The 14,290-nt window shown below is 62.8% G+C and carries 15 protein-coding genes and 1 tRNA gene; 7 read left to right on the forward strand and 9 right to left on the reverse strand.

Translation table 11 applies throughout. From position 1 onward, the window contains the following. Nucleotides 1-10: 10 nt before the first annotated feature. Entirely contained in the window at nt 11-262 is a 252-nt protein-coding gene (locus BSP239C_RS13915) for a PspC domain-containing protein (RefSeq protein WP_101573868.1), read from the forward strand. A gap of 87 nt (nt 263-349) precedes the next feature. On the opposite strand, the gene BSP239C_RS13920 is transcribed toward BSP239C_RS13915, so the two are convergent. Next, nucleotides 350-422, reverse strand: a tRNA-Lys gene (locus tag BSP239C_RS13920). A gap of 125 nt (nt 423-547) precedes the next feature. Continuing rightward, on the reverse strand, nt 548-1,486 hold the full coding sequence (locus BSP239C_RS13925) for a hypothetical protein (protein ID WP_240689114.1): 939 nt from the start codon (nt 1,484-1,486) through the stop codon (nt 548-550). A gap of 168 nt (nt 1,487-1,654) precedes the next feature. On the opposite strand from BSP239C_RS13925, the gene BSP239C_RS13930 reads away from it, so the two are divergent. The 3 genes from BSP239C_RS13930 to BSP239C_RS13940 all read left to right on the forward strand — a co-directional run bounded on the left by BSP239C_RS13930 (nt 1,655) and on the right by BSP239C_RS13940 (nt 4,160). After that, nucleotides 1,655-2,242 carry a hypothetical protein gene (locus BSP239C_RS13930; RefSeq protein ID WP_257930214.1) on the forward strand — a complete coding sequence of 196 codons (588 nt, stop codon included), beginning with the start codon at nt 1,655-1,657 and terminating at the stop codon, nt 2,240-2,242. A 283-nt stretch (nt 2,243-2,525) separates the two neighbouring features. Continuing rightward, the gene (locus tag BSP239C_RS13935; protein WP_101573870.1) at nt 2,526-3,146 is read left to right on the forward strand and encodes a DUF47 family protein; all 621 of its coding nucleotides are present in this window, start codon (nt 2,526-2,528) and stop codon (nt 3,144-3,146) included. A gap of 3 nt (nt 3,147-3,149) precedes the next feature. Next, nucleotides 3,150-4,160 carry an inorganic phosphate transporter gene (locus BSP239C_RS13940; protein WP_101573872.1) on the forward strand — a complete coding sequence of 337 codons (1,011 nt, stop codon included), beginning with the start codon at nt 3,150-3,152 and terminating at the stop codon, nt 4,158-4,160. A 4-nt stretch (nt 4,161-4,164) separates the two neighbouring features. On the opposite strand, the gene BSP239C_RS13945 is transcribed toward BSP239C_RS13940, so the two are convergent. Further along, on the reverse strand, nt 4,165-4,626 hold the full coding sequence (locus BSP239C_RS13945) for a DUF4383 domain-containing protein (protein WP_101573874.1): 462 nt from the start codon (nt 4,624-4,626) through the stop codon (nt 4,165-4,167). Nucleotides 4,627-4,775: 149 nt separating this feature from the next. Here BSP239C_RS13945 and BSP239C_RS13950 point away from each other — a divergent pair, with 149 nt between their 5' ends. From BSP239C_RS13950 to BSP239C_RS13960, 3 genes are all read left to right on the forward strand, one after another. Continuing rightward, the gene (locus tag BSP239C_RS13950; RefSeq protein ID WP_180959037.1) at nt 4,776-6,077 is read left to right on the forward strand and encodes a histidine kinase; all 1,302 of its coding nucleotides are present in this window, start codon (nt 4,776-4,778) and stop codon (nt 6,075-6,077) included. Then, nucleotides 6,074-6,712 (forward strand): response regulator transcription factor, encoded by a 639-nt coding sequence (locus BSP239C_RS13955; protein WP_101573878.1) that lies wholly within the window; start codon nt 6,074-6,076, stop codon nt 6,710-6,712. Before BSP239C_RS13950 ends, BSP239C_RS13955 begins: the two co-directional genes overlap by 4 nt. An 82-nt stretch (nt 6,713-6,794) precedes the next feature. After that, the gene (locus tag BSP239C_RS13960) at nt 6,795-7,892 is read left to right on the forward strand and encodes a hypothetical protein (protein ID WP_101573881.1); all 1,098 of its coding nucleotides are present in this window, start codon (nt 6,795-6,797) and stop codon (nt 7,890-7,892) included. 49 nt (nt 7,893-7,941) lie between these two features. Here the strand turns inward: BSP239C_RS13960 and BSP239C_RS13965 are convergent, their stop codons facing one another. From BSP239C_RS13965 to pstC, 6 genes are all read right to left on the reverse strand, one after another. Beyond that, nucleotides 7,942-9,687: an AarF/ABC1/UbiB kinase family protein gene (locus tag BSP239C_RS13965; protein WP_101573981.1), complete on the reverse strand. Its 1,746-nt coding sequence runs from the start codon at nt 9,685-9,687 to the stop codon at nt 7,942-7,944. A 63-nt stretch (nt 9,688-9,750) separates the two neighbouring features. Next, nucleotides 9,751-10,308, reverse strand: a complete 558-nt coding sequence (locus tag BSP239C_RS13970) for a PadR family transcriptional regulator (protein ID WP_180959038.1) — start codon at nt 10,306-10,308, stop codon at nt 9,751-9,753. Between the two features lie 258 nt (nt 10,309-10,566). Further along, nucleotides 10,567-10,935 carry a dihydrofolate reductase family protein gene (locus tag BSP239C_RS13975; protein ID WP_257930224.1) on the reverse strand — a complete coding sequence of 123 codons (369 nt, stop codon included), beginning with the start codon at nt 10,933-10,935 and terminating at the stop codon, nt 10,567-10,569. Between the two features lie 474 nt (nt 10,936-11,409). Next, entirely contained in the window at nt 11,410-12,189 is a 780-nt protein-coding gene (pstB, locus tag BSP239C_RS13980; protein WP_101573883.1) for a phosphate ABC transporter ATP-binding protein PstB, read from the reverse strand. A gap of 64 nt (nt 12,190-12,253) precedes the next feature. Continuing rightward, entirely contained in the window at nt 12,254-13,393 is a 1,140-nt protein-coding gene (gene pstA / locus BSP239C_RS13985; RefSeq protein WP_101573885.1) for a phosphate ABC transporter permease PstA, read from the reverse strand. 2 nt (nt 13,394-13,395) lie between these two features. After that, a complete protein-coding gene (pstC, locus tag BSP239C_RS13990; protein WP_101573985.1) occupies nt 13,396-14,286 on the reverse strand; it encodes a phosphate ABC transporter permease subunit PstC in 891 nt (296 codons plus the stop codon). Nucleotides 14,287-14,290: the final 4 nt, after the last annotated feature.

Here is a 14,290-nt window from a genome sequence, read left to right on the forward strand (position 1 = left end):
TGTTAAGAGCATGAAAAAACTATTTGATGCCATCCGCAACACAGGTTTTCGTCGTGGCCCCGACAGGGTCCTAGGCGGTATAGCGGGAAGTCTGGCCGTGTCGACCGGACTCAACGTGTGGCTGGTTCGACTGCTGGTCCTCGCCTCATTCCTGCTTCCGGTCCTGGGCCTCGGCGCCTATCTCGTCGCCTGGGTCCTCACCCCGTGGCAGGACGGAAGCATTCCCGTCGAACAGGCATTGGGCGGCCGCCTCGAACAGTGACGTCCCGTCTGTCAGGCAGAGATGAACGGCAAAGAACCCCTCCGATCACGGTGCTGACACCGGATCGGAGGGGTTCTTTGGACTGGGTGGGCCCCGTGGGGATCGAACCCACGACCCACGGATTAAAAGTCCGTTGCTCTACCAACTGAGCTAGAGGCCCCGCCTCAACACGACCGCATGAACATGCGTCATAACGGTGTAGTTGGAGACTCAATAATATTAGAGGTAAGGGGCCCGAATACTCAAACTGGTTCGCGGCGATGACCTGCGGACTTCACACGTCGATCATTTGCCGAGTTCGGGATGATCGTCACCGGTGTAGGTGCGAGGCAGGGCATCCGGTGCGGTGAGATCCTCCTCGGCGGCTTCATCGATGACATCTGATTCGATGGCCTTGTTCTTCTTGATCTTTCCGCGCAGTGCGGCAATGTTCTTCAGACCTGCCAGCAGCTTGCGGTCCTTCTTCGGCGCGACGAACTCGGGGTCGGTCTCCAGTGGGAAGATCGCAGGTGCGGCCCCGAAGGCCTCGGTCGACTCATTGGCCACCTTGCGGGCCATCTGAGCATTGACCACACCGCCGATGACCGCGCCGATGCCGAAGGGCATCAGGCGACCGACGAGTGAACCACCGGCACGTGCGGCGAACTTGCGGACGAAGGTTTTGCGCAGCTTCCGCACCAACAGGTCGACCACTGGAGCCGGCAGCTGCTTGGTCACTGTCGACCCCCAACTGCCGAACATCGACTCCGTACCGCCGGATTGCTTGCCGAACTTCTGGACAAGATTCTTCCCGTCCTTGCCGAGCATGAGCCCCAGCACCAGCGCATTCGCACGTTTGGCATCCTGGACGGGCAGTCCGTGGATCTCGGAGATCGCCTGCGCGAACAGCGCGGTGCCTTCGAGGAATCCTGCGGTCTCAGCAGTGGCAACGCCCAAGGCGGCTGTCGTGCCGAGCCCGGGAACAGCGGCGGTGGCACCGACTGCTGCGCCACCCGAGGTCGTCAGCGTGAGATAGTGCCGACGGATGATCTTGATGAGTTGCTCCGGAGTCGCCTCCGGATTCCGGCGACGCAGGCTGCGCACATAGGCCAGAGCCACTGGGCGCTGGACCGAGAGAAGCCTCGACAGCATCGACTGGGCGCGGGGATTGAGGGACCCGTCTTCATTGACAGCGAACTTCGCTGCCTTGTCCAGGCCCTTCTTCGCCACTGATGATTTTGCCACGGGAGTTCCTCCTCGTTGTCTGCACTCGTCGCCTGCTGGTCGCAGACACGAATTTGTCACCAGTTTAGTAGTCGCCACTGTGAACCGGGCGAATGCGACCTGACCGGGAGACGATCACTGACTCTGAGCTATTCACCGCCGCGAGCGGGGGACTAGACTACTCTGACGATGACACAGCCACGCTTCCACCGCCCGATACCCCTGGCCGATCTCGATTCCATCAGCGATTCGAGTGACCCGGTGACCAGATCAGAGACCTCTCATGCAACCGCGGCGCTTCTCCTCGGAGACTCGCGCGGTCAGCGTGATGAGGCCGCGACGAAACGGTTCGTGGAGTTGGCTGATGACATCGGTCTCGAGGTCATCGCCGAAATGTGGTCAGCCGCACCCGCTGTCTCCGCACCGGGAGCGCTCTGGCGTCTGTATGCACTGCGCGAATGGATCCTCACCTCTCCGCGCGAGCTCGCCGACATGTTCTCCGCCGGGCAGCGCAGGATGACTGATGGCCTCGGCCTTGATGACATCCTCGCTGGGGTGGAGCTTCCCGCCGGCCCCGACGAGGTGGCTCGTGCCATCGATGAGATCTTGGCCGGAGCCTTCCGAGGGGACGTCGCCATCGCCCTCCTGCGTGCGGCCGCGTTCGTCGGCATGTGCGCCGAAGGCACCGACAGTTCCGGGGCCGCCACTCGGCTGCGCCAGTTCGCGAAGGATCTCAAGGACGCCGCCATCTCCCACCGCCACGGTGGGCTGGACTGAGCAAGCAGCCTGACCCAACTGGGGAACCTGGCCCCATACGCTAACTGTGAGATTTTCAACTCCCGTTCACCCGCATCGGCGGTGGACTCATGGGTGAGAACGAGTATCGTTGTGCGTGGCCCTTGTGGCCACCGGACGCTGGATCTGAAGCCCCGGGCTCCAAATTCAGCCGCTTCGAGCGGCCTACCGCCGAGAGGCGCTCTCGGTTCAGCGTCCGGCACAATACAATTGAAGCAACATGCACATTCGTCCGGCGCGACCGGGCCCCGGGTAGGAGGAGCGCATGCGGCTCAAGCGAGTACCGCAGGACACTGTCTTCTACGAACGTCTCTCCGATCTGGTCGGGCAGATGAGGCAATGCAATCTGGTGCTTGCTGAACTCTCCGGCATCGAAGTCAGCGAACGCAGGCAGGTCGCTGACCGTCTCCGCGAGATCGGCGATCAGGCCGATGAAGACATGGGCGCCGTGCTTCGCGCGCTCCGCGAGAACTACATCACCCCCTTCGACCGCAATGACCTGTACCTGCTCGGTCATCACATGCGCGACATCTGTCACCTTCTCCACGGTGCCGGATTCGTCCTCGCCTCCGAAGCCTTCGACGAACTGCCTTCGGGTGTCCTCGAGACCCTGGCAGTCCTGTCCAATCAGACGGACCACACCTCCAGGATGGTCACTCGGCTGCCGGGAAAGCTCGATCAGTGGGACTACGTCGACGCCATCAACCGCCTCACCTACCAAGTCGAAGCACTGCAGTGGCGGATGTCCGACGCTGTGCCGAACTCGAAGCGCGGCCTGACGTACATGACCGCGGTCTCCCAGCTGGGGCAGGCCTTCGTTCGTGCCGCATACGGCTTCACCGAGCTGGGCAAGGTCGTCGCCGCCATAGCGATCAAGGAGTCGTAGTCCGTGGATCTGCTCTTGGCGGGAGTCATCGTGACCGCGGTGATCTTCGCCGGTTCGAACGGCTTCCATGATGCTGCGCTGACCATCGGCAATGCCGTCGTCGGACGTTCCATCAATCCTCGGTGGGCTCTGGGGCTCGCCGTCGTCTTCAACTTCATCGGGGCGCTGCTGGGCGAGGGGATCGCCTCGGTGGTGGCGAACCAGATCGTCCATTTCGACGGTGACCCCGAGGTTATCCTCACCTCTCTGATCATCGCCTTCGTCGCCGCAACGGCGTGGAGCCTGTTCACGTACTACCTGGCGTTGCCTGTGTCCTCCACGCACTGCCTTATCGGCGGCTTGCTGGGCGCAGGCATCGTGCTGGGCTTCACGGTCAACTCCGCCGAGGCCCTCAACTCTGTGATTCTGCCGCTCGTGATCTCACCGATTCTCGGGTTCGTGCTGTCCTGGGGGCTCACGGCTCTGTTGTCGAAGACCTTTGCAGCTTCACCGCCCAAACCGCTCTTCCGTGGTGCCCGCATGGTCGACTCGGTGCTCACCGCTTCTCTGTCGTTGGTCCACGGTGTTCAGGATGCGCAGAAGATCGCGGCACTGGTCATGGTCGGCCTCTTGGCGGTCGATGCCAACCCGTACACCGAGCTCTCCGTCATCGAGATCTCTTGGCCGGTGCGGCTGCTCATCGCCGCAGCCTTGGCCATCGGCACCGGCCTGAGCGGCTGGCGGGTTGTACGCACACTGTCGGTGCGCATGGCCGGACTCGACCCGCTGAAATCTGCGGCAGCCGATGGCACCGCCGCAGTACTCATGTACACGGCGGCACTCATCATGCGGGTGCCGGTGTCGCTGACGTTCATCCTCGGATCAGCGATTCTGGGCACTCAGTACGCCGGGCGCAAAGGACGTGCCCGCGCCCGCTTCATTCTGCCCGTCGCCGGGGTCTGGGTGCTGACGATCCCCGCGGCCGCGGCATTGGCGATCTGCATCGGCCTGGCGGTCAGGCTCTTCACCGGTTAGAGCCTCACTTTCGTGGCGCGGTGTGAGCCTTCCGGCCGAAGATGATTCCGGTCGTGACCATGGCTACCGAGAGGACGAAGTGAAGCCAGTTGTCGGCGGTGTTGAGCGGAACGAAGTTGCCCATCGATTCCATCGGAACGACAAGTCCGTAGATCCACAGCACCGCGTAGACGATGCCGCCGACGATGAGGTAGGTCTTCGCCAAACCACGTGATCTGAGTCCGAGGAGTCCAACGAGGCCGAAGAGCAGGTGGACGATGTTGTGCAGCACTGAGACCTGGAAGATCCCCAGCAGTGCGGCTTGCGAATGGTGCCCGGCGAACATCATCGTGTCCAAGTCCGTGGTGATGCCCGGGATGAAGCCCAGGATGCCCACCAGGAGGAACACGGCACCAAAGAGGCCTGAGACGATCTGGACGCTGGTGCGGGAAGTGTGAGCTGATGATGAAACTGTGTGAGTGCTCATGACGATCCTTTCGAAGACTCTCGTCGTACATCACCTGATTCGGAGCGGATTGTGGCGTGGATGGGTTCGGTCGAGGATTTTCTGCCGTGGTTTTCTAATGCACCCGGTATTCCGGGCTGATCGAGTGCTGCGACGGTAGTCTGGTGACGGTGAAGGCTCGCGTGGCAAAGCTGTGGCGCAGGCTGCTGGTCCTGCTGATCGGCGGCGTCATCGCTGTGCCCTACGCGGCGGTCGTGATTTGGATCGTGACTGCATCGAACCAGGTCGGCAACCGCTCCGATTCGCTGACCCTCATCGTCGTCGGCATCATCGCTTTCGTGCTGCTGTGCGTCCCGGCATTCCTCGCCGTCATCCGCGCCCTCGAGCGCACACTGGCTGAGCAGCTGCTCGAACTGAGAATCACCACCCCGCCGAGGCGGCCCCGAACGGCCGATCGGCTGCGCGGTGCCCTGTTCTACTTCGGTCACACCTTCGCCGGCGCACTGCTCCTCTTCACGACCGTCGTCCTCATCCCAGCCGCCATCGTTCTAGGCGCCGATCCCCAGCAGGCTCATGAACTCTCCAACGGTCTGATCGGAACCGAGACTCGCCCTGCAGCCACCGTGCTGCCTGCAGGGCTGATCCAGGCTCTCGCCGTGGGAATCCTGCTGATGTGCATCGCCGTCATCGTCGTGGAGGGATACTTCCTGCCGAACTATGCGCTCGTTCTTCTCGGCCCATCTGCGGCCGACCGCGCTGAGCTCGCTGGTCGCGAGCGGGCCCGCCGGTTCCGCCGCACGGTGCTTGCCCGCGAGGTCCACGACTCGATCGGCCACGCGCTGACCGTGACGACGATGCAGGCGGCTGTGGCCAAGCGCGCACTGCAGACAGACCCCACCCTCGCCGAGGTGGCCGTTGACGAAATCGCCCGCACCGGACGTGAGGCGGTGGCCGAGTTGGACCACGTTCTCGCGCTGCTCCGCACGGAGGCCGATCTGGAGGCAGGTGATGGCACCGTCATCAGTGCGGAAACGGCACAGCCACCTCGGCGAACGATCGAAGACTTCGAGGTCCTGGCCGAGGAAGCGAGGTCAGTTGGGCACCCGACTCAGCTGAGAATCAGCGGCGATATGGTCTCATTGTCTTCAGCTGTGGCGCACGAGCTGCATCGGATCGTGCGGGAGGCTCTGACGAACTCGCTTCGCCACGCTTCAGACCCGGGGGCATCGGTGTCGATCAGCGTCGATGCGAGATTCGTGACGTTGACGGTGAGCAACGCCTGCGTGGTGAACACCAGTGGTGCGAGGAGCAATGCGGGTGCAGGCCGTGGTCTGCAGGGGATCAGAGAACGTGTTGAGCTCTTCGGCGGGGAAGTTCGGTGGACTGCAGATGGTGGCTCATGGACGCTTGAGGCCGTGCTGCCGACAGACAGCGGTACTGTACGAGTTGCGGACGAGGAGAGGCAGACATGAGCATCAGGGTGGTCCTCATCGACGATGAGCCGTTGGTCCGTGCCGGGCTCGCGGCGATCATCGACTCGGACATCGGACTCGAAGTGGTCGGCGAGGCCGGCGATGGTGCCGACGCCATCGACCTCGTCCAGCGCACGCAGCCCGATATCGTCATCATGGACGTGCGCATGCCGCAGCTCAACGGACTCGAAGCGACTCGATTGCTCGTGGCGCGGCAGGACCCTCCTCGCGTGCTTATCCTGACCACCTTCGACAGCGACGACTACGTCTTCGAAGCGCTGCGTGCCGGTGCCGATGGCTTCGTCCTCAAACGGGCCCAGCCGGAGGAACTCATCCGCGCCGTGTACGTCGTGGCCAGTGGGGAAGTGCTCCTGTATCCGCAGAAGGTGCGTGAGATGGCGGCTGAGGCGGGGAGGCGCGAAGATCTGGCAAGTGTTGCCCAGCTGAGCGATCGCGAGCAGGAGGTGCTCTCACTCATGGCGCGCGGACTGAGCAATGTGGAAATCGCCGGTGAACTGTTCCTCGGCAGTGAGACGGTCAAGACCTATGTGAGCTCGCTGCTCGGCAAGCTCGGCGCCAGGGACCGGACTCAAGCCGTGATCAGAGCCTTCGAATCGGGATTCATCACCCCCTGAGGGGCATGCTTCACCCTGTGAGGGATGCCGTTCACCCGTTCGGGGGAGTCTGCCAGGACGGCTTCGGAGCGAGCGTTGAAGCATGAAGACAACACAGAGCTATACACAGTCAGCCTATCCATCTCAATCGACGCAGCCGCTCAACCTCGGTGTCATCATGATCGGCCTGAGCGCGGTCTGGTCTCTGACCATGCTGGTCGTCTCCGTGCTGTGGGGGAGCGGACTACTGCTTCCTCCGTTCGGTCATGCGGAACCGGGCGAATACAACACGCTGTTGGACTATCTCTCCATCCCTGCTGGAGCAGCACTGGTCGGGTCCTGTGCGCTGTTGAGCCTGACTCTCGCAGCGACCCTCCTGACCCTGCCGCGACTGCGCGGCAGAGCCGTCGCAGCGGCTGGAATCTTCGCGGTCTTCCTCACTCTCGTCACCACCGTGGTCTTCACCGACACATTGGTGTTGGCGTACCTCGGCTACACGCTGAGTCTGCAGTTCCCACCGATTCCCGTCGCAGTGCTCTGGCAGGGATTCATGCTGCTCGGCCCGGGGCTGTGGATAGCGGTGTGGGCATCGTTGGAGAGCCGCCGGCGAAGCTCCAGGGCAGGCGCCGATGCTGCGGTCGTGGATGCCTCTGTAGCCGATGCCTCCACTGCGGGGGTGATCTCAGTGAATGCAGCGGAGGGTCGCCAGCCAGTCCGAGTCAGTGCCAAGATCGCCGTCGGCGTGGCCGTGGCTGTTCCCGTCATTTATGCATCCACTCGTATTCTGTGGGCACTGGGTATCCCATTCGGCCTCAGCCCCGAGTTCTATTCCGAAGGCCTCCAGGTCGGGATGTGGCATTCAGGTCTCGCCTTGGCGATCGCCGGACTGCTCGGAGCGCTGCTGACCCTGGGGCTGGTGCAGAGATGGGGAGAGAGATTTCCGCGTTGGACAGGGCCGTTGGCAGGACGACGTGTGCCCATCCTCCTCGCGACGATACCCGCCGGCATCGTCACATTGGCGATGTTCACCGGAGGCATGGGCATGATCCATTCGGTTCTGCTCAACGGTGTCAGCATCGATGGCAACTGGGTGACGATCGGCCCGACTCTCCTGTTCCCGCTGTGGGCTCTGGCGCTCGGTTGGGCGACCTATGCCTACCGTGCCAGGCGACTTGATGCCCGCGCTTTTCGGCGGCAGTGACGGGCCGATTCCGCGTGCGCTGCTGGTGGGGCAGGATGACCGTGTGGTTTCACTGGCGGCGGTGTCGGCGGCTGAGCGTCCTGTGTCGTACCAGGGTGGCCAGACTGTAGATGAGCGCCGGCGCCGAGGCGATGAGCAGCGCCACGCCGCCCAGCCTCGTCGTCGGCAGCAGCACCGCACCGCCGATGACGAAACCAGTGAACAGCACGGCCGAGATCACCCCGCGGGCGAGGAGCTCGAGGCCGGCGACCCGCCGATCCAGTTTGGGCGTGGCCACCGAAAGTTCGCCATCCTCGAGCCTCTGCACGAGGCTGTCGAGGCGTCCCGGCAGGCCCAGCGTCAGGCGTACGAAGTTGATCGCCTCTTTCGCAACTGTTCCGGCGGCGCCGCCCTTCTCCTCTTCGATCAGCTCGCTCGCATAGGGTTCGACGACCTCCCAGATATTGAACGAGGGGTTGAGCGAACTGCACAGACCCGAGACCATGGACAGTGAGCGAATGATGAGGAAGAGGTTCTCCGGCAGCTGCACGGGCAGGTCGCGCACCACCGTTTCGAAGTCCGTGGAGAAGGCCCGCAGCTCCTTTTCGTCGACGTCGCGCAGCTGGGCGAACCCCATGCCTCCGAACCGTGCGAAGAGCCCTGTGAGAGCGCGTTCGAGTTCTTCCGTGTCCGCGCCGTCGAGCAGCACTCCGATGAGTTCGACGCTGGCGACGAGACGGCGGGAGTCCCGCAGCGCCACGGCGATGATGAGCTCTCGCATGCCCGCCCGCAGGTTCTCGGGCACATGCCCCATCATCCCGAAGTCGACGAAGGTCAGATGCCAGCTCGCACTCGCCGAGGTGGTGGTTGGGTGGGTGGGGGTGACGAAGAGATTGCCGGGGTGAGGATCGGCGTGGAAGAACCCATTGCGGAAGAGCTGGTCGAACATCGTATGCGCAAAGACCGCAGCCACCTCGTGGGGATCGATCCCGGCTCGATGCAGTGCAGTGACATCATTGGCCTTGATCGCGGTGACATCTTCCATGGTCAACACCTGCGGCGTGGTCTGCTCCCAGACGATCCGCGGAGCCTGCACCCGGGTCGAGCTGGACGCAGAAGAAGCGGTGTCTGCCGACGCGGACGCAGCCTTCGATGCGGCCGCCGAAGACGCTGCCGACGCTGACCCCGAGCTTGCCGAGGATGCAGCCGCGTCCATGGCGAAGGTCTCCGCATTCGCGGCCTCATGCAGATAGTCGATCTCTTCGAGGCTGACATGGGCGAACTCTTCGACCAGTGCCGGCATATCGACACGGAGGGAGACGAACCGGACTCGAGAGAGCCACCCGGCGATCCGACGCAGGGCACGCAGGTCGACGCCGACGACATCGGCGATGCCGGGACGCTGGACCTTGACGACTACCTCGGCGAATCCGAGTTCCGCGGCCACCTCCGGGTTCAACGTGGCCGCATGGGCCTGACCCAAGGATGCAGCAGCCAGTGGGCGGGGCTCGAAGGAGACGAAGGCATTTCTGAGTTCCATCCCCAGCTGCGCCTCAGCCAGGGTGCGGATCTGTTCGAACGGGACAGGTGCGACCTCGTCCTGCAGCCCCTCCAGCTCCTTGGTGATCTCGGGCGGCAGAACATCCATCCTTGAGGAGAGGAACTGACCGACCTTGATCATCAGTCCGCCGAGCTCCACGGCCAGGGTGCGAAATCGCTTGGCCGTGGAACGCCAACGGTCTATCCGGCCTCGTGCCGCGAACCGACCCAGGCCGATCCGCGGCAGCGTCAATTCGAACCACCACGCCATGACCATCTGAGCCGCGGCGAAGCGGAGGATCCGACCGTAGCGAGCCCGGAGGGTTCTCTCCCTCACGCGTCAGTCCTCGGCGAGGATCGAATACAGTTTGCGCTTGGTCTCCTCGAGCACGGTGACCGCCTCGGCGACCTGTTCCTTGTTGCCGGAACGGCCCACCTGAGCTGCCGCTTGAGCCAACTCGACGCCTGCCTTGGCCAGATTCGCGGCCCTCGGCGCTTCGGGTTTCTTCGTCGTCTCCCACGGAGCACTTGACCCCTGCTCGGAATCGACCTGTTCGCGGCCGGCCTCGGTGAGCGAATAGGTCTTACGTCCGCTGGAGGACTCCGCACTGATGAGTCCCTCATCCGTGAGCAGCTGCAGCGTCGGATAGACCGATCCCGGGCTGGGCTTCCAGCTGCCGCCGCTGCGTTCTTCGATCTCTTGGATGATCTGGTAACCGTGCATGGGTGCCTCAGCCAGCAGTGTGAGGATCCCGGCGCGGACGTCTCCGCGGTTCATGCGGAAAGGCTGCTTGGGGTTGAAGGAAGAGCGCAGCTGCTCCATTGCCTCCCAGATGTTGGCACCGCCCCAATCGCCGCCTCGGCGAGAGAAGCCTCCGTGATTGAATGGCTCGTTCATGATGACCTCCAGGTCTGAATGTATCGCTCTGACGATATATAACGATATATCGGCGATGTGTTGTTGGGAAGATCATTCGGTTGATTGCGAAGGCAACTCCCAGACCATGTTCAGACGCGCAGGAAGAGGGCAATCAATCTGACCTCGACGCTGCCGGCAGCTATCAGGCTGGCCGACAAACATCAGTGTTGACGGCGGTTATCAGGCCGGCGAACAGATATCAGTCTTGTCGGAAGTGATCAGTTCTGCTGGAAGTCTTCAGTCTTGCCGAGGCCCATTGGTCACGAGCAGGTTGCCTTTGGAAGTGTTCTGCACGTCGGTCAGAGACAAGCGCTTGGGTGCATCGCCATCGAAGATCCCACGGCCGGCACCGGCAACCACGGAATGGATGGCCAGGGTCAGTGCGTCGATGAGTCCCGCCTCGAGCAGCTGACTGACAATGGACAGTGAGCCCTGTACCGCGATGTCTGCTCCGGTGCCTTCCTTGAGCGTCCTGACATAGTCAACGGGATCTCCGGTGATGAGCGTCGAATTGGACGATGTGAGGTCTTCAGGGGACAGGGTCCTCGAAGCGACATGCTTCGGGGCGGAAGCGACACCGTCGACCGAATGGAACAGGCTGGAGATGAGTTAGCGCGTCATGGGATTCTCCTGATTGAGCAATCTGCACAGCCGATTGGCGGTGCGGCTAAGTGGCGGTACGGCTAAGTGGCGGTACGGCTAAGTGGCGGTACGGCTAAAAACGCAATTGCAGTTCTCATCATGTACTTCGGTTGTGAGGCTGTCGACCGTGAAGTCAAAGGGACTGCATTGTGCTCGGGCTAGAGCTGGCGTGCTCGTGGGGAGTAGTGGTCACCGCTGGCCCGCAGCCCGTGTGACTTCCACGATGCGGCAGTCGTAGAGACGGCGCCCTCGCGGGGTGACTCCAGGCCGTGAAAGCAGGCAACGGTTGGTAACTTCGTCTCGATCCATGCGCCGGGATCGAGATGAAGTTACCAACCGTTGGGCATTCTCGCTGGGAACTGCGGCCTCCTCGCCGGGAGCTCGGTAGCCCTCGGACGCCCTCCACCCTGCTCTTCACCAGCCCATAGGCCCCTTAGATCACCCGAAGCGGCCGGAGATGTAATTCTCTGTCTCTTCCTTCTCGGGGTTGGAGAAGATCGTCGAAGTCTCGTTGAACTCGATGAGCTTGCCGGGCTTGCCGGTGCCCGCGATGTTGAAGAACGCGGTCTTGTCGGACACGCGAGCGGCCTGCTGCATGTTGTGAGTGACGATGACGACCGTGTACTGGTCCTTGAGGTCGTTGATGAGATCCTCGATGGCCAGGGTAGAGATCGGGTCGAGAGCGGAACACGGCTCGTCCATGAGTAGGACCTCGGGCTCAACGGCGATCGCACGAGCGATGCACAAGCGCTGCTGCTGACCACCGGAGAGCCCAGAACCAGGCAGGTTGAGGCGGTCCTTGACCTCGTTCCAGAGGTTCGCGCCGCGCAGTGCACGCTCGGTGAGGTCATCGGCCTCGGGCTTCGACATGCGACGGCTGTTGAGGCGCACCCCGGCCAGCACATTCTCCTTGATGCTCATCGTGGGGAAGGGGTTGGCACGCTGGAAGACCATGCCGACCTCACGGCGGACGTTGACCGGGTCCACACCCGAGGCGTAGATGTCATTGCCGTCCATCAGGACCTGGCCGGAGACGCTGGCACCCGGAATCACTTCGTGCATCCGGTTGAGTGTGCGCAGCACGGTGGACTTGCCGCAGCCCGACGGGCCGATGAGGGCCGTGACCGAGCGCGGCTTGATCTGCATCTGCACACCGTCGACGGCCCGGAAGTCGCCGTAGAAGATGTCGAGATCCTTGATGTCGATCTGTTTGGACAATGTGCTTCCCTATCTGTGGAATGTCTGAAACAAGTAAGAGGTCCGGCGGGGTCTCAGCGCTTCATCAGCGTCCTGTCTTCGGTGCGAGCACTCGCGCGATGATTCGGGCCAGGAGGTTGAGCACCATGACCAGAGTGACGAGGACGAGGGCTGCCGCCCAGGCGCGCTCCGAACTGGCCAGTGCCGCATCGCCGGGAGAGACCGGACGCAGCTGCGAATCGTAGATGTAGGTCGGCAGCGTCGACATCCAACCGGAGAACAGGTTCCAGTTGAGTGTCTTGGCGAATCCGGCGGTGACCATGATCGGAGCGGTTTCGCCGATGACGCGGGCGATTGCAATGGTGATTCCGGAGAGGATGCCCGACACCGAGGTGGGCAGAACGATCTTGACGATCGTCTTCCACTTCGGCACGCCCAGGGCATAGGAGGCCTCACGCAGATCCATCGGCACCAGTCGCAGGATCTCCTCCGTGTTGCGCACGACGATCGGAATCATGAGCACGGACAGCGCGACCGCGGCGGTGAATCCGGTCTTGGCGATGCCTGCCGCATCCGGCATGATGAAGTTCGCGATGGTGGAGAACAGGGCGAAGGCGAAGAGGCCGGCGACGATCGAGGGGATGCCGGTCATCACGTCGACGAGGAAGGTGATGGCCTTGCCCAATCTGTTCTTCTCTGAGTACTCGACGAGGTAGATCGCGGTCAGCACGCCGATGGGGATCGAGATGATGCACGCCATGACCGTGATCAGGACGGTGCCGACGATCGCGTGGTAAAAGCCGCCTGCCATCGTCGTTTCACCGGCGACGTACTGCTGATCGAGGACGCCCTTCATGCCGAGCATGGTGCGGGTGAGGAGGTCGAAGCTGATGGCGGCTCCGCCCTTAGTGACGGTCATCCAGAGCAGAGAGATGAGGGGAACACAGGCGAGGATGAACGACGAGGTGACGACTGTCGTCGCTACCCTGTCGGTGGCCTTGCGGCGGCCCTCGTAGGCTCCGGAGAGTGCGAACACAGCCACCACATTGATGAGTCCGGCGAGGACCGCGACGACCGGGATATTGAAGCCGCTGAACGCGATGAAGCTGATGATGGTCGCAATGATGACCGAAGCCACGGCCACCACCCAGGGAGTGGCCTTGGGCAGCTGCTTGGAGGCGAGGGTGCGAGGAGCGGTCGTCGAATTATTCGTAGTAGTCAACATTCTCAACTGCCCTTCACCGAGGTCTTGGCAACGATTGCGCGTGCTCCCATGTTCACCAGCAAAGTGATGACGAAGAGGACGAGGCCGACCGTGATCAGCTCGGACAGCCGCAGTCCGGCGGCTTCGGGGAAGTTCTGCGCGATCTCAGAGGCGATGGTCTGGTTGCCGCTGACCACCAGGGATGCGGTGAGGAGACCGGGGGAGAGGATCATAGCCACTGCCATCGTTTCGCCGAGTGCGCGGCCGAGGCCGAGCATGGTCGCCGAGGCGATGCCGGACTTTCCGAACGGCAGCACCGACATCCGGATCATCTCCCAGCGCGTGGCGCCGAGAGCCAAAGCCGCTTCTTCCTGCAGACGTGGAGTCTGCAGGAAGATCTCCCGGGTCAGGGAGGTGATGATCGGCAGGATCATGATGGAGAGCACCAGCGAAGCGGTCAGCAGTGTGCGTCCTGTGTTCGACACGGCGCCGTCGGCATCGGGCGCGAAGATCGGGATCCAGCCGAACCACTTCGACAGCCACAGGTAGAACGCGGTGAGGTTGCCGGCCAGGGCGATCCCCCACAGACCGTAGACGACGGAGGGGATCGCGGCGAGCAGGTCGATGACGTAGCCGAGGACCGGTGCCAGCTTCCGTGGCGCCATGTGTGTGGTGAACAGCGCGATGCCCAACGCGAAGGGGGTGGCCACGAGCAGAGCGATGGCGGAGGAGATCAGTGTGCCGATGACGAGCGGCCAGACGTAGGAGAAGAATCCGTTGCCGCCGGTGATCGAGCTCGGATCGTTGATCTGGGCTTCGATGGTGTCCTTGGACTGTGCCAGAAGGAACAGGGCGACGCCTGCCAAGATGAGCAGGATCAGGATGCCGGCGATGAGCGTTGCGGCCGAGAAGATTCGG

This window comes from Brevibacterium sp. 239c (assembly GCF_900169365.1).
In the GTDB taxonomy this organism is placed as follows: domain Bacteria; phylum Actinomycetota; class Actinomycetes; order Actinomycetales; family Brevibacteriaceae; genus Brevibacterium.